We start from the raw sequence: 17561 nt of genomic DNA on the forward strand, positions 1-17561 counted from the left end.
ACCGAATATTTTTCGTGCCCGGCACTCTGATATGTCGAATTCCTCAAGCGAGTTCTGGAGGCCGCCGCGGGCTTCTTCCCACATGTTCGCGGAGTGCAATTTGGCTTTGCAAAATTGTGACCGCCTGGAGGGAAGAGCAAGCCAATTGAGCTTTTCTTTAAACAACTGACAATTTAGCGACGATGAGCGATCGGGCTCTCGGCGCTTCCGGGTGTTGCTGCGCGATTTTGCTGGAACGCAAGCTGAACCCGACCGGGCAGACACGTCGCAGTCAGGAGGCACGGCGTGCCCGAATCCCTTTTGAAGCACGGTGTCGACATGTCTTCCAGTAGCTCGTTCGAAGCCGCGTTCCAGGCAAGTTCGCCCACTGAAATTAACGATGTGCCAGTTCGGTCCCGTCCTGTCCAGCATCTGACACGCAAGAAGTTGGGCGTTGAAACCATGCGGCACCATCAAAGTGCCGTCAGAAAAAACTGGACGAAGCCAAACTCAACACCCTGGAGACTGTGAAAAATGCAACGGCAGGCAGTAGGCCATAATGTCCAGAATGTGAGGTTGCCTACAATCAAAACTGGTCAATTCAATCCTAAGATATCCGTATTACGCACTCAATAGTCTTTGCGATAATGATTGATCTTGCTTTGAAAGGTCACGACGTCAGATCTGCCCGCAAACATCGGAACACTACTGTTCTTTTCAACCCTCACGATAATTCTGGGGCTAAATCGGTATGCGTTTCAAGGGTCTTGATCTTAATCTTCTCGTCGCATTTGACGCTTTGATGACGGAACGCAACGTTTCGGCAGCGGCGCGCAGCATCAATCTCAGTCAGCCTGCAATGAGTGCCGCCGTCCGCCGGCTGCGCGACTATTTCGGCGATGACCTGTTTACGATGCAGAACCGGAAACTTATCCTGACGCCACGTGCGGAAAGCCTCGCCTCCGCGGTCCGAGAGACACTACAGCACATTCAACTCAACATTATTTCTGCAGATAGCTTCGCATTAGACGAACCGGAGCGACACTTTACGATCGCGCTTTGTGATTTCATGACGACAGTATTCTTCCGGAAAATCATAAAGCGTCTGGCAAGGGAAGCTCCCGCTGTCAGTTTCGAGTTAATTCCGCTCCCAGATAATCCGGACCAGCTTCTGCGGCGGGGCAAAGCCGATTTTCTAATTCTTCCGGAATTGTTTATGTCAAGCGCACATCCCAGAGCGAAGCTGTTCGACGAAAAGTTCGTGTCCGTTGGCTGTACGACGAATACGAAACTATCTGGTCAACTTACGGTCAGAGAGTATATGGCGATGGGCCACGTCACAGCTAAGTCTGGGGTTGGTCAACAGCAGTCGCTTGAGGACTTTTATTTATCGGAACGAGGTGTCAAAAGGCGTGTCGAAGTTGCCGTTCAGAGCTTCGGGATGGTGCCCGCAGCGCTATTGGGCACCGACAGGCTCGCAATTCTGCCTCTGCGACTGGTGAAGCATCTCGCACCATCTATGCCCTTGCGAATTGTGGAAAGTCCAATACCTCTTCCGGCGTTCACCGAGGGCATCCAGTGGCCAGCCTCGCATGAAAACGATCCGGCGAGCACCTGGATGCGTGAGATAATTCTGCAGGAGGCGGGCCGCGTAGCAAGTCCTTCGATGTGTCGCGAAAGTGACATTTAGGAGACCGAAATGAAACTGAACGTCTTTGAGTGGGTGCCGCCCACAAGATTACTGGGCGGATTTGGGCCTATTACGACGACGAGGTGCGGATGGACTTCCAGGGCTTCATGGGACTATGAGCTGAATTCGTTACCGCGGCGACTAACCGCAAATAGGCTCGCCAAGAGTGTAGTATCCCAATTGCAACCACGAACAGGCGTATCGGATGTTTCAAAGCAGCAGCCCCCATTTGACATTTAAGCGTGGTGGATCGTCATTTGATGGCATGATCGAAACACTCGGTACTGCCTTTGGTGAGTATAAAGCCGCGCTGGTCAGCCCTGTCGATGACTTCCAGTGGAGTCTGGATTTTTCGACCTGTGACTATGCCACCGTGATCAAGGGTTTTCATCAACACGAGTTTGAGTTTCAAATCCAGCCTACCATCAACGCTGTGCAGCATTTGTCGATTGTGCTACCGCGTAGCGGAGGCATGGGAGTGACCTACGCCTCGCGCGAAGCCACCGCTCGACCCGGTAAGTTGCTCCTATACAACAATCTTGAGCCAGAGAGCGTTGTGATGTATGGCCGATCGAACGTCATTGACGAGCTTTTGCTCGACTGGAATGTGATTCTGCAGACGCTTGATCAAACGTTCGAGACGCCATTCAGTGGATCATTGGACCTTCTGCCGGAATTGGAAACGTCGACGTCGGCCGGTCAAATGATCGGCTCTCTCGCGGAGACCGTCATTCGTGGGTTGCGCGATCCCTCAGTTCGATCCCCAATCGCAATGGCGCACGTCACTCAAGCTTTGGCCGACCTGATAGTACGCTTTGTCCCGCACAAGCTTTCGCACCTGCTCGACAGGAAGCCCTACATGATAGCCCCCAGGCATGTCCGGCGCGCGATTGAATATATGGAAGCCAATATCAGCCAGCCGATCAGAATGCCGATGGTCGCGAAAGCCGCGGGGGTGTCGACACGCGCATTGCAACTCGGGTTCCGTGCCTTCCGGGAGACCACGCCGGCCGCGTATTTGGCCATGCTTCGTTTGCGGGCGGCGCGGGTGGAGTTACTTGATCCGGCGAACGGGCATACAACGAGGGAAATTTGCTTGAAATGGGGATTTCTTCACTTCGGACGGTTCTCGGCGATGTACAAGGCAAGTTACGGGGAAAGCCCTTCTCACACGAGAAAGCGCGTCAGGGGTATGCAGCCCCGCTCTCGCCGGCAACCACAAACTGTGGTGGGCCATTCAATCTTGCGCAGATGATCTCTCGCGCGACAGATGATTGGATGCGTGTGGCGGCTTGCCGTGCGCGCCTCAGGCAGTCTCCTTAACTGCCCCGCTCTCCCGTGTCATTGAGCGATATCGATGTCTTTTCGGATCATTGCATGCCTCCTCTATGACCATCTTCATTTTTCGCGAACAGGATTCCTCCCGGACCGATTGTCTGGTATAGACCGGGCGCCCTGTCGCTGGCGCACCACTGCCACCCGCGTCAGCGCACCCGCCCCGTCATTGCTTGCCACGTGGAATGACAGGGCGCCTGTCGATCGAGCGCAATGATTGGCAAGAATGCAGGGGGGCAATTCCCTCGGCCGACCCATCAGCAATCGGTGTCATGGTATCAACCACGCCGCAGCCGGCGAACACCAGAGTGGATCACAGCCTGCATCGCGAGCCGTATGCCGCTTTCGATCCCATTGTTCGCCCGTCCTGTGCTGCCGACCGAAGCTCATCCCGGGACAAGAGAACCAAGCCGACGACGTTCTTAATTTCTTAATCAGCGTTGCTGAAGATGATTCGTGAAGGCAGCTGTGCTCGGACGGGGCATTCCGGAGCGAATTGCTACACCGTCAATGTTGCGAGGGCTTAGTCTCGCGCGCCTTCAAGGAGGCCGTCGTAGACGTCCATGAGCGCAGTGGTGATAGCCTGCCCGAGAGCATTGCCTGCTTGCCGGACTGCGTCTTCAGTTCCATCACGCGCAGCCTTTGGCGAGATCAAAACCCTGTTCGCCGACAATCTGCTTGGCAACTTCAATAGCCCAGATACCAAAGTCACCCCGGTTGTCGATCCCAATGCTTTCTTCCATTTTTCGTCCTATCCATTTATGCAGAGCGCTTTACACCTCCATTCCCGAAATGGCCGGCACTGCTGGCCATCGCCATCCAGCACTATGATGATTCGAATAAGTGTGAGCAGTCTTTCTCACAGTGCAAGCGGACGCTCCGTTGTTGGCCCATTGAGTTCAATAAGGACTTTAGTCGCACTTATCGGATGCAATCCATTCATCGCATGGATGCGCCACATCCAAATAATCGATTTTACGAATTAAGCGTTATGATCCATTAAAAAGGAACATCGTTTGATTACTATCAAATACATTGATGGCTATCGCAAGCGGTTCGCGAATGGACAAGTATTTGGTTGCAAAGCCGAACAGTAAGGAACCCAGCGCCACGAGCGATCCTATGGGCATGAGGGCTACAGCCGGCGGCAGACGAATGCCTTTTAGGCGCCCTCAACCCGGTGCCTTTCATCGCACAGCTGCTTCAAAAAACACTCGGAAGAGGAGATCTTTGCATGTGCTCTCAAATGCGGTGGAGACTATGCTGGGAAAACGAGCTGGAACTCGCCGATCATGTCGAACTCGCCAAGTTCTTTCGAGCGACCTATGGACCAACCGGGGCCTTTAATGCAAAACCATTCGAGGGAAGTCGAAGCTGGGCCGGAGCGAGACCCGAACTTCGCCTCATCGGCTATGACGTTGACGGGATCGCCGCTCATCTGGGACTGCTACGCCGCTTCATTAAAGTTGACGGAATAGACCTGCCGGTGGCTGAGTTGGGATTGTACGGGATACGCACCGATCTTGAAAGACTCGGAATAAGCCATTCAATCCGAGCCATGCTTCCAACACTCCAGGATCTCGCCGTTCCGTTTGCATTCGGCACGGTTCGGCCGGAGTTGCAAAGACATATCCGGAGGTTCGGCCGTTACGGTCCTGTGACGGTTTTTCCGCACGTTCGCGTGCGGTCCACCTTACAAGAGCCGCGCCTCGATAAGCCGCCCACACGCATCGATGACGCACTTGTCGTCGTTCTACCGATTGGACGATCAATGTCCGATTGGCCTTCTGGTTCGATGATCGATCGCAATGGACCGGAGCTATGACGCTTCTGGGTTGCCAATGCGCCGCATACGTCGAGTGCACCTAGGCAGCAGCGCGTTCATGGTCAACATCAGAGTTGATCCAAGCGCGGGCTTGCTTGGGGAAACCTAAAAGCCACCCTGCGGCCAAACGATCGCGAATCTAATTAGTAGAGAATTACATCAGGTCCCTCCAATGCCGCGTGAAATTCGAACCGATATCCAAGCGTTGCGTGGCTTGGCTGTTTTGCTGGTCGTCCTCTATCATGCACGTATTGGGCCGTTTACAGCTGGCTATCTTGGCGTTGACGTATTTTTCGTAATTTCCGGCTTTCTGATCACCAAGCTGGTCCGGACGCAGCTTGAGCAATCGCGCTTCAGCTTTTCGGAGTTCTATTACCGACGTGCGAAGCGTCTATTGCCGGCGGCCTACATCGTCATTGCGCTTACGACGGTCGCCTCGCCGTTTTTGCTTTCGGACGTGGGGCTGCAGGAGTTCCGCAATCAGGTCATAGGGGCCCTCACATTTTCCAGTAACATCGTTCCTTGGTACCAAGTGGACTATTTCGGCCCCGCCGCCGAAACGATGCCCCTCCTGCATTTTTGGTCGCTCTCCGTCGAAGAACAGTACTACCTGCTGCTGCCTCTCTTCTTGGCTTTGGCGCCGAGGAGATGGTGGCTCATCGGAATAGCGGCGTTCCTTGTCGCTAGCCTTGCGCTATGTTTTTATCTGGTCGCCCAGAACCCATCTGCTGTGTTTTATCTTCTGCCGACCCGATCTTGGGAAATGTCCATTGGTTCACTTGGCGCATTGCTTCCAACGATGCCAGTGGTGTCTGCCGTGCTTGTGAAGTTACGTTTCCCAGCACTCGCGCTTCTCCTCCTTGCCCCGATGGGTTTCGCTCATCCAGTCGTGGATGCCGCTTTGATTTGCTTGGCAACTCTGACCTTCCTGCTTGCGCGCACCCGGGACAACATTGTCGTGCGAGGCATGGCGAGGATTGGCGACATCTCTTACTCGCTCTATTTGATCCACTGGCCCGTGCTTGTCTATATGAGAGCTGTTTGGCTGGCGGAGCCTCCGGCGCTTGCGATCTATGCGGCCGTTGCTTTCTCATTTGTTGGAAGCTGGGCGCTTTACTCGTTCGTGGAGGAGCCATTCCGACGGGGGTACGTCATGTCTCGTCTCCGGCTGGTCTCAGGATTGGCGGCCGCATCGGTCCTTCTCGCCTTCTCGCCCTCCGTTGCCATAGCCACAACCGAGAACAAGTTTGATTTTGCCACCATCCGGCGGATCAACTACGGTCTCGCGAGAGCGTGTGATTTCAAACCCGGTCCGCCTCCTCAGGACGTCCCCAAGAGCTGCCAGACCACAAACAGACCAGAATTGCTGGTCTGGGGCGATTCATTTGCCATGGCGCTGGTTCCCGGCTTAGCCAAAACAATCGGCGAAGGCGGACTAGCTCAGCTCACAATGAGCGGATGCTTCCCGGCCATCGGCGTTGCTGCGGTTTCAAAGGAGTTAGCGTCACCCTTTTCTCGTGCCTTCGGCGAGGATTGCATTGACTTCAATGACCGTGTTTTGGCCGTTTTGAAAAATCGGCCGGAGATCAGTACGGTGGCTATTTCAAGCCCTTTCGATACGCCTGTATCGAATGAATATATGGTGCTTAAGAGGAACGGTGAGACTTTCACCGATGCCAAGGTCTCGCAATATATAACCATTGAGGGGATTAAGGCCCTCGTCGAAGGTGTTCGCGCGTTAGGCAAGCGCGTGGTTGTGGTTGCTCCTCCGCCAGTCGGAAACTTCGACATTGGCGATTGCCTGGAGAGGAAGGCGAGGGGAAGCATTATGCTTGGGCGCTACAGCGACTGCAAAATAGATGTCAGTGAATACCGTCGCAGACGCGCCCGTACCCTCGAGCTGTTAAACGAAGTGGCGCTCAAGGCCGACGTAGAAGTCGTTTCCTACCACGACTTTCTCTGCGACGGCACAACATGCAAAACCGAGATTGACGGCAAATTCCTTTACCGAGATAGCGGTCACCTTTCCTATGAAGGATCTGAGATCATCGCTCGCCAGACAAATCTTGCTGAGAGGCTGATCAGGGCCGCTCGTTAGAGCGTGTTTGGCCAATGCACTCCTTCCATTTCGAGGGAAGAGGCAGGCGCCCTGGTGCCACCTATGCGTCGTAACAAAAATCGATAGGAGACAATATGCCAGATCAAATCGCAGATAACGTCATCGCCATGATCAAGAAAAACGCTGCTGCGCACGGCACCGACAAAGATCCCTCCTTGAGCGACGACGAAATAACGACTGAGACCGAACTGAGCTCGCTCGATATCGATTCGATAACACTGGCGGATATCCTCTGGGATCTAGAGCAAGCCTATGACATCGGCATCGAGTTTAACACCGCCGAAGCTTGGGCAAATCTTAAAAGTGTTGGCGATCTCATTGAAGCCGTCCGCGCTTTGATAGCAAGGGAGGCTTGAATGGACAGGCGCGTCGTTATCACTGGAATAGGCGGCCTATGCGGGCTCGGAACCAACCACGCCTCCATCTGGGACGCAATGCGCGAAGGGCGTTCAGCTATCGGCCCAATTGCCAATTCAGAACTTCACGAGTTGAAGGGCATGATCGGCGCCGAGATCAAGACGCTACCGGAGCATGGCCTAAATTCGAAGCAATCCAATTCAATGGACCGCTTCAGCTTGCTTGCCGTGATTGCCGCACGCGAAGCCGCAAGACATGCCGAACTCTCCATCGACGAAGGAAATACCTATCGCATCGGTGCGACAGTAGGTGTCGGCGTCTGCGGCTGGGAAGCGGTCGAAGCAAACTATCGTGCTCTTCTTTTAGATGGCGCTCGCCGGGCTGCCATCCTTACTGCACCCAAGGTTATGCCGAGTGCTGCCGCCGCTCACGTCAGCATGAGCCTTGGCTTGAGGGGGCCGGTTTTCGGCGTCACGTCAGCCTGTGCCTCGGCCAACCATGCCATCGCCTCGGCGGTGGATCAGATTAGACCTGGCCGCGCCGACGTCATGCTTGCTGGCGGCAGCGATGCCCCGCTTGTGTGGGGCGTGCTGAAGTCTTGGGAAGCACTGCGTATACTTGCACCCGATACCTGCCGCCCCTTCTCGGCCGACAGAAGAGGCGTGGTATTAGGCGAGGGTGCGGCCATCGCGGTATTGGAAAGCTATCAACATGCCGCACGGCGCGGTGCCCCAATTCTTGCTGAAATCGCCGGCGCTGGTCATTCCGCCGATGCGTTCGACATCGTTGCGCCTTCCGTCGAAGGGCCAGTGGCAGCGATGCGAGCCTGCCTTTTAGATGCTGAGCTGAATGCTGAGGACGTGGATTATGTAAATGCGCATGGCACTGGTACCAGAGCCAACGATCAGATCGAAACTGAAGCGATCAAACGTGTCTTCCGGCATCATGCCCACTCAATGTCCGTCTCTTCAACCAAATCCGTGCATGGGCATTGCCTCGGCGCGTCGAGCGCGCTCGAGATGATCGCCTGTGTGATGGCTCTGCGCGAGGGCGTCGTGCCGCCGACCGCCAATCACCGCGAGCCGGATCCCGCTTGCGATCTCGACTTTACTCCCAATGTGCCGCGCGAGCGGAAGGTACACGTAGCGCTGAGCAACGCCTTCGCCATGGGTGGCACGAATGCCGTCGTGGCATTCAAGCGGGTATAGAACCGGGCGTTTTCCTCGCCTTGCCTGTTAATGATTCCGTGCTGAACGTCGGATCTTAGTCGTCTTGGCGCGAGCTGTGCCAGTGGCTCTCTGACTTGGATGATGTTGTCTGCTGGCGCCCGTGAGGTTTGGCCGATCATCGGCGCGTCGATCATGAAGGACGAGAGGTAGTCAATGAATGTAGCACCACGGAACTCCGTAGATTCTCATCGAAAAGAGGATGATCATCTTGCACGTCATCTGTCCAACCGGCACCTCCAGCTTATAGCCATCGGAGGCGCAATTGGAACCGGTCTTTTCATGGGATCAGGAAAGACCATTTCGCTCGCCGGGCCCTCGATTTTGCTCGTCTATGCGATCATCGGCTTCATGCTGTTCTTCGTCATGCGTGCGCTTGGAGAAATCCTGCTATCCAATCCGGACTATCGTTCGTTTGCGGATTTCGCCGGGGATTATCTCGGCCCCTGGGCGCAATTTTTCACCGGCTGGACCTACTGGCTCTCCTGGATTGTGACCGGGGTGGCCGACGTCGTGGCCGTCTCCAGCTACGTGTCATTTTGGATCCCAGATATGGCGCTCTGGATACCGGCGCTTGGTCTTATATTCACGCTTCTCGCCCTCAACCTGCCGACCGTACGCAATTTCGGTGAAATCGAATTCTGGTTTGCGCTCATCAAGATCGTCACCATCGTGTCGCTTATCGTTACCGGTGCTTACATGCTTTCCACAGGCCTCACACTGCCCGATGGAAGCAGGGCATCGGTCTCGCATCTATGGCTGCATGGCGGCTTCTTTCCGAACGGCTTCCACGGCTTCGTTGCCGGTTTCCAAATTGCTGTGTTTGCCTTTGCGGGTATCGAACTCGTTGGAATGACCGCGGCAGAGACCAAAGACTCGACCCGCAACCTGCCGAAGGCAATCAACTCGATTCCGGTCCGTGTGGCACTCTTCTATCTCGGTGCCCTGTTCGTCATCCTCACGGTCATTCCATGGAATCAAGTCGATCCGAATTCGAGCCCCTTTGTCGCTATGTTTTCGCTTGCCGGCCTCGGTATTGCCGCCCATGTGGTGAATTTCGTCGTACTGACCTCGGCGGCATCAAGTGCCAACTCAGGCATATATTCAACATCGCGCATGGTCTACGGACTTGCGACCCTCCGGCTGGCGCCGGGCTTATTCGGCAAGTTGAACCGAAGGAAGGTCCCGGTAAATGCCTTGTTCTTCTCGTGCGTCTTTCTGCTGGCGGGGATCGGCCTGCTTTATTCCGGAGACAATGTCATCGAGGCTTTCACGATCGTCACGACGGTTTCTGCAGTGCTTATCATCTTTATTTGGTCGATCATCCTTGCATCTTACCTGCAATATCGCCGCAAGCGGCCTGACTTACACGAAAAATCGACCTTCAAAATGCCCGGCGGACGTGCCGCTGTCGCGATGGTCTTCGGCTTCTTCACCTTTATCTTGTGGGCTTTGGCGCAGAAGCCGGACACGGCTATCGCCTTGAAGGTTACGCCGCTGTGGTTCGTATTGCTCGCAATCGCCTATGTAGTAGTCAAAAAGGCACGGCGCTCGCGATTGCCCGGCGAGGGCGTAAATGGTCTTGATCAAATATGATGAAGAGTTTCCGCCGGATAAGAAGCTGCGAGACGCCAGTGCGCCATGCTGCCGATGCGTCGTCCCCTGATCGCCTTTTCCGAAGACCTGCTCGTGTAACTCAAGAAAGTGGCAGATGCGCCACCGGGTTCCTGGTTCGTATTGGCGAGTTTGTAGGAAGAACCACGAATTGTCAGAAACACCACACGGCCGGCTGCCAATCAAGCACCGGAGCTGTTCCTTCGCTATCTTGCAAAGGCTCAAAAACGAACCGCGGGCCGGCCTAACAATGCGACGTTCAGCACGCCATTTCGAAGCCAGACACGACGGTCGCTCCTTTTAAGCTGGCCAGCGGACGGACCTCAAAATCTAAGGAGAAACATGCAAGGTTCTCTAAATTATAATTTGCGAGGCGGTTGATCACGGCAGAAGGTCCGGATGGCTGAGAATGTCTTCGCCCATCCGCTGTTCAGCAGTCCCTGCCACTTATCCTGTCGGGTCGGCGGTCTCGGCGGTCAATCGCTTGAAGATTGGCACCAGCCGCGGATGGCGGCCGGCGGGTGGATGCTGAATATCGACCGTGCGACCTAATTTTTTCTGCCGCTTAAGCCAGTCGCGTAAGGTCTCTGCGCAGATATGGTCCACATAGTGCAAATCGCTGCTGGCGATCCGGACTGTGCAACCAGCTGGAAGCGATTCCAAAGTATTAAGGAGCGCGGGAACATCCCTGCAAGTCGCAACGCCACCAAGCGTCAGATGAACCGTCTCAGCATCTTCCATTCGATCGATAGCAAGCTTGCGCCGCAGATAAGGAAGGATCTCGAAAATCGAGAGCGTCAAACCTAGAGCAACACCCACGAGCAGGTCTTGCAGTACGACCATCGCAACAGTCGCAATCCAGATGCCCACGGGAAGCCAACCATGATGATCGAAGAGATCGCGCACGTGATGAAGGCTGATCAGCCGCCAACCCGTCACGAGCAGTATTGCGGCCAGGGCCGTCAGCGGCACCATGGAAAGCAATTGCGGCAGCAACACCGTAAGGCCAAGAATCCAGACGCCATGCAGGACAGCCGATGCCCGTGTACGCGCCCCGGCTTGGATATTTGCCGAGGAGCGTACGATAACACCAGTGATCGGCAGACCACCGAGCAGTCCGCAGAGCCCGTTGCCAATACCTTGTGCAAAAAGCTCCTTGTTGAAGCGTGTGCTGGCGCCGTCATGCATCCGGTCGACAGCCGCAGACGACAGCAATGATTCCGCACTGGCGATGACCGCAATCACCAGCGATGTGACGACGATTCCAGGCTGAGCCATATTCGCGAAACTTTCCACTGTCGGCAATGAAATGCTGTTTGCTAGAGATGCAGGAACCTCGACCCTGGCAATCGGTAGCCGCAATGCAGCCGTTAATGTAGTTCCGATGGCAACGCCTACCAGCGCACTCGGGACCAGCCTCAGCCGGTTGGGCCTGAATTTTTCCCAGCCGATCATCGCGAGCAAGGAAATCAGCCCTATAAGCAAGTCGACGGATTCGCTCGTCATGCCGCCTCCCCAAAGATGTCCGAATGTTCGTTCCATCGCCACGACGTTTTCAATGCCCCCCGCAGCCGGTTTGGCCCCCATCAAAACGTGTATTTGTCCGAGGATGATCAGAATGCCGATACCGGCGAGCATACCGTGAACGACAGCGGGCGAGATTGCCCGAAACCATGATCCGATCTTCAGGAACGCGGCAAGGATCTGCAAAAGCCCAGCAACGATCAGGACCGGCCCGAGCATGGCCACTCCATATTGTTCGACAAAGCCGAAGACGATGACCGCCAGACCAGCGGCAGGGCCCGATACTTGCAGGGGCGAACCCGCCAGCAAGCCCACGACAATGCCGCCGACGATGCCTGATATCAGGCCCATGGCAACAGGCACGCCAGAGGCAACTGCAATTCCAAGGCAAAGCGGGATAGCAACGAAAAAGACGACAAGCGACGAGGCGAAATCGCGCGAAAAAGCGAAGCTGTTATTGGTCATGGCACTACTCCGCTGCAACTGCGGCTAGGACTTGCGGCCGATCGCGACCGGTAACGGCGACCGGTAACGGCCCGTCCTCGCGTATCTTTGTGAAGCGGGCGGCCGACCCGTCGTAAACCTCCACCTCTCCCGTTTCGATATCGAAAAACCACCCGTGCAGCGTCATGTCATTGGTCGCAAGCCTTGCTGCAACGGAAGGATGTGTGCGCAGGTGGTCAAGCTGAACAATGACGTTCTCCATAGCGATAGCGCGGACCTTTTGACGTTCGGAAAGGTCGGCCGGATAGGCTTGGCAAACGATCGAATGCGCAGCGTAACCATGCTTTAGCCAAGCGGCGACGTTGGGCATGGACTTTAGCAATTCGGGACGGCAGAGCCCTTTCATCGCGCCACAATCGGAATGGCCACAAACGATGATGTCTCGAACCGCGAGAGCTACGACGGCATATTCTATTGCTGACGAAACGCCACCGTTTGCGGTTGAAAATGGTGGAACGATATTTCCGGCATTGCGGCATACGAACAGCTCACCTGGTCCTGACTGGGTAATGGTTTCGGGCAAGACTCGACTGTCGGCGCACGAAATCATCAAGGCGTGCGGCTGCTGTCCCTCTTGCGCAAGCTTGCGGTAAAGTGCCTGGTAGTTCGGGAACACGGCACCGCGGAAGTTCGAGATTCCTTTTAGTAGATCACCCATAGCAAGTCCTCATTGTCGGGGTGGATGGAAGCAGGGCGCGCGCGATCGTCGGAATCCGCAATCATTTCGCAACTGCGAGATGGAAGTGTGATACGCAAAGAGGATGCCAAGACGTCGATCGCCTCGTTTATTTCGCACTAATACGAGCATGCTCAGTCATTGACGACAGCTTGTCGCTGTAGTCATTCCAGACATCCAGTGAGCGCGAGCGCTTGATCGTAGGTCCCCAGATCAATGTGATGCTGCAATGCAAAATTTTAGAACTTCATAGTTCCTTGCTTGCTCGGATTGAGGCGCAATGCCGAGTCTGGGAGCCATGGTTCTACGCCCGCTCGTAAGAATAACGACGAGTAGGGGCGCGCGACTACGGACCAGCACCGCAGTATCAATGCGAGGTTCTGACCGACAAGATCGCCGCGGCCAAAGCCATCGCAGCTAGGCCTGCCGCCCCGATCGGCAGCACCGACAAGTCATAATTTGCAATAAGCCTGCCGCCGACTACGGTACCGCCGGCAACGCCCACGTGCATTGCGGTGACATTCGCACCGATTATAATGTCGCTCGGGCTTCGGCCGAGATCCGCAATATCGCTCTGGACGATCGGCGAAATCGACCAGCTCGCGCATCCCCAAATTGAAAGGCTGGCGAAAAAAAGATGCTGCTTTCTGACACGCATAGCAGCAACGTTGTGACGAGATAGATTGCAGGGCTCGCGACCAGCGCGAGCCGACGACCTGCGAGGTCAGAAAGAATACCGGCCAGCACGCCCCCCGCCATGCCCGACGACCCGAAAACGGCGTAAAGAAAGGCCTCCCAGTGTGGCCCGAAGAACCCCTTGCTCGCGGCGTAAGAGGTCAAATAACTGAAGAGGGTGAAATGACCTGCAATGAACAAAATAGAAACACGCTGCGCCATCATCTGATTGCGATCCCGGAAATGAGCTAGATACAGTTTGCCAAAAGGCGAGCGCTTGCTCGGCGACCCGACATTCGGTAGCACGACGATTACAAGCCATATAGCGACGACAGATAGGCCAATCATTGCAAGGCCTACGGCGGCGCCAACCAATCAAATGTGTAATCCACACGCCCAGAGGTACCCCCAAAAAAAGCGAGCCGCTTATTCCAAGGTACACGGAGGCTATGGCACGAGCTCGATATCTTTCCGAGACGATCTGAACTGCACAACCGACGGCGCATACCGATATCTGCGCGCAAGCCATAGCCGTGATGATCCTCGAGGCGCTTATTGGGAGCAGCCCCGATCCACCGATCACAACCGGCACATTGCTCCCTGCAAAGATTGACATGGCCGCGAGGAGCGTCGGTTTTACATCGAAGCGATAGGAAATCAGTGTAGCTATCGGCGCGAAGAACGCGTAGGTGACCGAGAACACTGAAATGAGGATACTTGCTTCGGACTCGCCTACTCCAAGGCTGCCGGCTACATTCGGCAGCACCCCGATGAAAACGTTCTCGGCCAATCCGGTGATAAACACAGCAGTAGTGAGTACGAGAATTCGATTCATACCGCCAACTGCGCTGGATTGGCCGGCGCTTGCGCGGTCTCTTTTCCACCAGCTCTGCCCGATGCTCTCATCAGTCCTCGTATGCCCTGACTTCAATCAGTTTTTTGCGGGCCGAGATGGGCTCCTGCCTCATACCGATTGGACGCCCTGGGAACAGTTTGCAACGAGATCGGCTGCGTAAAGTACTCGTACTTGCCCGTCAGCACGCCTTGCGTGAATTGAAGCGCATGCTTGCCAAAGAACCACTCTTCAACAGCATAGCCGCGGGTCAGTTCGATTGGCGAGGTAAGGTTCAGTCCGGGCATTTCGATCCGATTGACCGTCGTCGGCCGGTTGCATAACAGTCTGAGGTCCTCAACGTGGATCCCGAGCGGGATCTTTTCGAACAAATCGCCAGGCAGAGCGTCGCTGTTCGACAGGTCGACTTTGGTGAATGGCAAAGGGCCGTCGGGTCCTGCCTTTCTAGAGAGGAACTTTTCTACGGCGTGGACATGCGTCGCAATCCCGGGATGGGAATCCCATTTCGCGTAAAAATCAGAGCGTAGTACCTGCCAGTCTGCATAGAGTGAGTCGAGATCGCCCCGATCAAATGAATTCGCGTGCCGGCACTCGTACGGGACCGGATACCGGGAAGTCCCGATGATCGATGTAAAATTGTGAAATCCACCCTCGTTGGTCCGTTGTCTCAACTCGTTGATCAACGGAACCCACACATCCTTGGTCACAAAGTGCAACGACGAGTGTGCCAAAGCCAGGTCGTATCTCTCATCAGGGACGAAATCCTCGATTCTCCCTTCGATCACATCGATATTCAACGAATGTTCGTCTGCAACCGATCGCAGTTTTCTGACCGCGCTCGATGACGGTTCCAATGCAGTTACCGCATGCCCCCTGAATGCAAGAAAGAGAGCGTTCCTGCCTTCGCCGCATCCTAGGTCGACGACCATTGCGTTTCTTGGCAGTTGCTGTTCTATCTCATAGACTTCGACGCTTGGCCCGCCCATCGTCCAGACGTTGGGATCCGAATAGCCTCGTTCCCAAAACCGCTCGCTGTTTTTCATTTAGGAACGTACCTTTCTTCACGGATTTTCACGTGGTCCGAGAAGAGATGATGCGCTATCAGGTTGCTGTACTTGTAACCTTTCCGGGTCAGAGCAATGGCGCCATCGCCCCGCAAATCGATGCAGCCTTCGACTTCCAGAGCATCTATCACCTCCAAAAAATCGGCGCGGAGGTCCCGTCCGAATCGTCGTGAATAATCTGCTTCTGAAAGCTGGTTGAGCGTAAGGTTAAGTATAAAATATCTCAACCGTTCTTCGGATTCGTCTAATATAACTCCGTATTTCAGCAAATTCCGACTAGTCATCTCGAGATGTATATAATCGTCGATGGCTTTGCCGACATTCTTCAGCGCGACGGCATAGTCGAGGCTGTAGTGATATTTCCCGTTATAACTTCGCGCGCCTGCTCCGATGCCTATCATCGGAACACCGAGGAAGTCAGAGGTTTCCTGGCCGTAGGCGCTGGTGCCTTCTGGAAGGCAGGTAAAACGGGTGAAAGATTCCTGTCGATACTCATTGTCCTGCATAAAATCGACATTGCTGTCGTAGATCTCATATTTGAGGCGGTCTTCCACATATTCTTGCGGTCGAGATCGCTGCTGCTTTTGCATAGCAGTGAGCGGCCGGCTGATCGCCGGATAAAGCGAAACGGTTGTTGGCCGAAAGGACAAAATCTGCTCCAGCGAGCGCTTCCAACTTTCCGGCGTTTGACGGAAGAGGCCGTAGATCAAGTCGAGATTGAAGTTATCGAAACGCTTGCGAACTGCTTCAATGGACGAAATCGACACAGAAACCTGATATGGGCGGCCGGACGCTCTCAGTTCGACGGAATCCATCGTTTGGATTCCCATGCTGATCCGGTTCACGCCTTGGTTCTTCAAAAAATCCAGCAGTTCCCCCGACACAGTGTCGGGAGATCCTTCGACGCACACCTCGGTCGAACGGTCGATATTTGGAAAGCCATCTCGAACGGAAGAGAAAATCTGGGCCAGCCGATCGATGGGCAGGAGAGTTGGGGTTCCGCCGCCGATATAGACCGATGCGACAGATCTGTGACCGGCAAATGTTGCATAAAGGCTTATCTGCCAGCAGATCTTTTCGACATAACGTCGAATAAGATCCTCCGTGTGCCGCGTGGTCAGAAAGAGCGTGCAATAGGTGCACCTATATCGGCAAAATGGCACATGTATGTATAACGCTACCGGCGCCTGGTCGTTTGAATCCCACACATCGCTCAATCGAATGTTTTCAAGCTCTTTATATGTCCGTTTTGGGGGGTAGCTGTATACATACGCCTTGAGGTCGCCTTTGCCGATGGCTTCCCTCAAGGAATTTGCAAATGATTGCATGCTCCTTTCTCCTGCGGCCGGCACTATTCGGCAATCTGCGCGAGGTCGGCGTCAAGGCGCTTGCGCACGAGATTTGGAACGGTTGCAGTCTTGATGGCATCGAGATTGGTGGGGCTGTCGCCAACTTGAATGAGGGCCACCATGCCCAAGCTCATATGCGGCGTGCATTTCACCACATAGGCCCCGGGCATATCGAGTTTTGCGCGATATTCCTCGTTCGCTTTAGATTTGAACTCCGGTGCGCCTTTTGGGATCAAACCTTTGAACGTTTCGACATTGTGTCCCTTATCAACCGGAATAAACGTCACCGTGTCGCCTGGTGCGATCTTCGTGAAACCTGGCTCAAAAACCATTGCGCCGTCCGTGCCCCTGTTCAACATCCGGATTTGGTGGTCCGCCGCCATCAGTGGCATCGCTGATGCGGTCAGCATCGCCGTTGCGACGATCGGACAGATTTTCAAACCCATTTCTGATCTCCTTTCGCGATAGCCCGATTAATTGTCCGCCCGAAGCTTTAGGCGCGAACGGGCTGACATTCCTTGAGATCGAGCAATCTTTGATCAATTTCTACGTCAAGCCCGCGCGCCGGTGTCCATCCGCGCGCGGACGAAGTCGCTGCGGCACTCGAGGGGCGCCTCATCCGCGGGTGATCAAAGCGCAGTTGGATGCAATCAGGTGATCATCAAACAAAATCGCGGCGTTCGTTGAGAGAGATCAAGGACTGAGTGCCCGTCACGTGCGAATAGTTCCCAAAAGTGGCGAGAAAGGCGGCCGCCTTTGGCGTGGTCGTCT

The 17561-nt window shown here is 54.9% G+C and carries 13 protein-coding genes and 2 pseudogenes; 7 read left to right on the plus strand and 8 right to left on the minus strand.

What is annotated here, in order from left to right; all coding sequences use genetic code 11:
* Nucleotides 1-730: 730 nt before the first annotated feature.
* Nucleotides 731-1669 carry a LysR family transcriptional regulator gene (locus tag QD461_RS25330; RefSeq protein ID WP_004112925.1) on the plus strand — a complete coding sequence of 313 codons (939 nt, stop codon included), beginning with the start codon at nucleotides 731-733 and terminating at the stop codon, nucleotides 1667-1669.
* Nucleotides 1670-1874: 205 nt separating this feature from the next.
* Nucleotides 1875-2924 carry an AraC family transcriptional regulator gene (locus QD461_RS25335; protein ID WP_004112928.1) on the plus strand — a complete coding sequence of 350 codons (1050 nt, stop codon included), beginning with the start codon at nucleotides 1875-1877 and terminating at the stop codon, nucleotides 2922-2924.
* A gap of 603 nt (nucleotides 2925-3527) precedes the next feature.
* On the opposite strand, the pseudogene QD461_RS25340 reads toward QD461_RS25335, so the two are convergent.
* Nucleotides 3528-3747, minus strand: a pseudogene (locus QD461_RS25340) (hypothetical protein).
* A gap of 491 nt (nucleotides 3748-4238) precedes the next feature.
* Here QD461_RS25340 and QD461_RS25345 point away from each other — a divergent pair.
* The 5 genes from QD461_RS25345 (at nucleotide 4239) to QD461_RS25365 (ending at nucleotide 10127) form a co-directional block, all read left to right on the plus strand.
* Entirely contained in the window at nucleotides 4239-4829 is a 591-nt protein-coding gene (locus QD461_RS25345) for a NodA family N-acyltransferase (RefSeq protein WP_004125869.1), read from the plus strand.
* 172 nt (nucleotides 4830-5001) lie between these two features.
* Nucleotides 5002-6927, plus strand: coding sequence for an acyltransferase family protein (locus tag QD461_RS25350; RefSeq protein ID WP_004125873.1), 1926 nt, complete (start codon nucleotides 5002-5004; stop codon nucleotides 6925-6927).
* 95 nt (nucleotides 6928-7022) lie between these two features.
* On the plus strand, nucleotides 7023-7304 hold the full coding sequence (locus QD461_RS25355) for an acyl carrier protein (protein ID WP_004125878.1): 282 nt from the start codon (nucleotides 7023-7025) through the stop codon (nucleotides 7302-7304).
* Complete coding sequence (locus QD461_RS25360; protein ID WP_004125883.1) at nucleotides 7305-8513, plus strand: beta-ketoacyl-[acyl-carrier-protein] synthase family protein; 1209 nt, start codon at nucleotides 7305-7307, stop codon at nucleotides 8511-8513.
* Nucleotides 8514-8687: 174 nt separating this feature from the next.
* On the plus strand, nucleotides 8688-10127 hold the full coding sequence (locus QD461_RS25365; RefSeq protein WP_004125885.1) for an amino acid permease: 1440 nt from the start codon (nucleotides 8688-8690) through the stop codon (nucleotides 10125-10127).
* 465 nt (nucleotides 10128-10592) lie between these two features.
* On the opposite strand, the gene QD461_RS25370 is transcribed toward QD461_RS25365, so the two are convergent.
* The 7 genes and pseudogenes from QD461_RS25370 to QD461_RS25400 form a co-directional block, all read right to left on the minus strand.
* The gene (locus QD461_RS25370) at nucleotides 10593-12134 is read right to left on the minus strand and encodes a SulP family inorganic anion transporter (RefSeq protein WP_004125887.1); all 1542 of its coding nucleotides are present in this window, start codon (nucleotides 12132-12134) and stop codon (nucleotides 10593-10595) included.
* Between the two features lie 4 nt (nucleotides 12135-12138).
* Nucleotides 12139-12831 carry a carbonic anhydrase gene (locus tag QD461_RS25375; RefSeq protein WP_004125890.1) on the minus strand — a complete coding sequence of 231 codons (693 nt, stop codon included), beginning with the start codon at nucleotides 12829-12831 and terminating at the stop codon, nucleotides 12139-12141.
* Nucleotides 12832-13380: 549 nt separating this feature from the next.
* Nucleotides 13381-13749 carry a hypothetical protein gene (locus tag QD461_RS25380; protein WP_240535516.1) on the minus strand — a complete coding sequence of 123 codons (369 nt, stop codon included), beginning with the start codon at nucleotides 13747-13749 and terminating at the stop codon, nucleotides 13381-13383.
* A gap of 151 nt (nucleotides 13750-13900) precedes the next feature.
* Nucleotides 13901-14359, minus strand: a pseudogene (locus QD461_RS25385) (MFS transporter); the annotation flags it as partial.
* A gap of 92 nt (nucleotides 14360-14451) precedes the next feature.
* Nucleotides 14452-15420: a class I SAM-dependent methyltransferase gene (locus tag QD461_RS25390; protein WP_004125894.1), complete on the minus strand. Its 969-nt coding sequence runs from the start codon at nucleotides 15418-15420 to the stop codon at nucleotides 14452-14454.
* Entirely contained in the window at nucleotides 15417-16769 is a 1353-nt protein-coding gene (locus QD461_RS25395; protein WP_004125896.1) for an STM4012 family radical SAM protein, read from the minus strand. The genes QD461_RS25390 and QD461_RS25395 overlap by 4 nt, the downstream gene beginning before the upstream one ends.
* A 23-nt stretch (nucleotides 16770-16792) precedes the next feature.
* Entirely contained in the window at nucleotides 16793-17236 is a 444-nt protein-coding gene (locus QD461_RS25400) for a pseudoazurin (RefSeq protein WP_004125898.1), read from the minus strand.
* Between the last annotated feature and the right edge of the window lie 325 nt (nucleotides 17237-17561).

It is taken from the genome of Rhizobium sp. BR 314, assembly GCF_047445805.1.
GTDB classification, from domain to species: Bacteria; Pseudomonadota; Alphaproteobacteria; order Rhizobiales; family Rhizobiaceae; genus Rhizobium; species Rhizobium lusitanum_B.

Bases quoted from the DNA above. Each gene is read 5' to 3' on its own strand.
- QD461_RS25350 (WP_004125873.1), top strand. From the start codon at position 5,002: ATGCCGCGTGAAATTCGAACCGATATCCAAGCGTTGCGTGGCTTGGCT.
- QD461_RS25330 (WP_004112925.1), top strand. From the start codon at position 731: ATGCGTTTCAAGGGTCTTGATCTTAATCTTCTCGTCGCATTTGACGCT.
- QD461_RS25390 (WP_004125894.1), bottom strand. From the start codon at position 15,420: ATGAAAAACAGCGAGCGGTTTTGGGAACGAGGCTATTCGGATCCCAAC.
- QD461_RS25395 (WP_004125896.1), bottom strand. From the start codon at position 16,769: ATGCAATCATTTGCAAATTCCTTGAGGGAAGCCATCGGCAAAGGCGAC.
- QD461_RS25370 (WP_004125887.1), bottom strand. From the start codon at position 12,134: ATGACCAATAACAGCTTCGCTTTTTCGCGCGATTTCGCCTCGTCGCTT.
- QD461_RS25400 (WP_004125898.1), bottom strand. From the start codon at position 17,236: ATGGGTTTGAAAATCTGTCCGATCGTCGCAACGGCGATGCTGACCGCA.
- QD461_RS25365 (WP_004125885.1), top strand. From the start codon at position 8,688: ATGAATGTAGCACCACGGAACTCCGTAGATTCTCATCGAAAAGAGGAT.
- QD461_RS25345 (WP_004125869.1), top strand. From the start codon at position 4,239: ATGTGCTCTCAAATGCGGTGGAGACTATGCTGGGAAAACGAGCTGGAA.
- QD461_RS25375 (WP_004125890.1), bottom strand. From the start codon at position 12,831: ATGGGTGATCTACTAAAAGGAATCTCGAACTTCCGCGGTGCCGTGTTC.
- QD461_RS25380 (WP_240535516.1), bottom strand. From the start codon at position 13,749: ATGATGGCGCAGCGTGTTTCTATTTTGTTCATTGCAGGTCATTTCACC.
- QD461_RS25335 (WP_004112928.1), top strand. From the start codon at position 1,875: ATGTTTCAAAGCAGCAGCCCCCATTTGACATTTAAGCGTGGTGGATCG.
- QD461_RS25360 (WP_004125883.1), top strand. From the start codon at position 7,305: ATGGACAGGCGCGTCGTTATCACTGGAATAGGCGGCCTATGCGGGCTC.
- QD461_RS25355 (WP_004125878.1), top strand. From the start codon at position 7,023: ATGCCAGATCAAATCGCAGATAACGTCATCGCCATGATCAAGAAAAAC.